At 63.0% G+C, this 462-nt stretch carries 1 protein-coding gene; it reads left to right on the top strand.

Annotated elements, in window-relative coordinates; all coding sequences use genetic code 11:
* A partial coding sequence (locus EN742_RS37315) for a thioesterase family protein (RefSeq protein WP_128334008.1) occupies positions 1–439 on the top strand: 439 nt, incomplete at its 5' end.
* Positions 440–462: the final 23 nt, after the last annotated feature.

Here is a 462-nt window from a genome sequence, read left to right as displayed (position 1 = left end):
GGACTGGATCGACTATAACGGCCATCTCAACATGGCCTATTACAACGTGCTGTTCGACCGCTGCTCGGACGACGCCTTCGAGATGCTGGGCATGGGGCCGAACTACGCCAAGGAGCGCCGCCTCACCATCTACACGGCGGAAGTCCATGTCTGCTACGTGCAGGAGCTGCATCTGGAGCACAAGGTCCAGGTCTCCTTCCAGCTCATCGACCATGACGAAAAGCGTCTGAGAGCCTATCAGGAGATCCGCCATGTCGACGGCTGGCTGGCCGCCACCTCCGAGACGCTTTCGCTGCATGTCGACATGTCCGGGCCGAAAGTGGCGCCCTTCCCGGCCGACGTTCTTGCCAGGGTCGAGGAGATGCGCGCTGCCCACGCCGCGCTGCCGATGCCGGAGCGCGCCGGCCGCTCGATCGGCATCAAACGCAAGAGCGTTTGAAGCACCCCAGCGCGCACGTTAAC

The organism is Mesorhizobium sp. M4A.F.Ca.ET.020.02.1.1, assembly GCF_004022645.1.
Lineage (GTDB): Bacteria > Pseudomonadota > Alphaproteobacteria > Rhizobiales > Rhizobiaceae > Mesorhizobium.
This window is presented reverse-complemented; position numbering and strand designations above follow the sequence as displayed.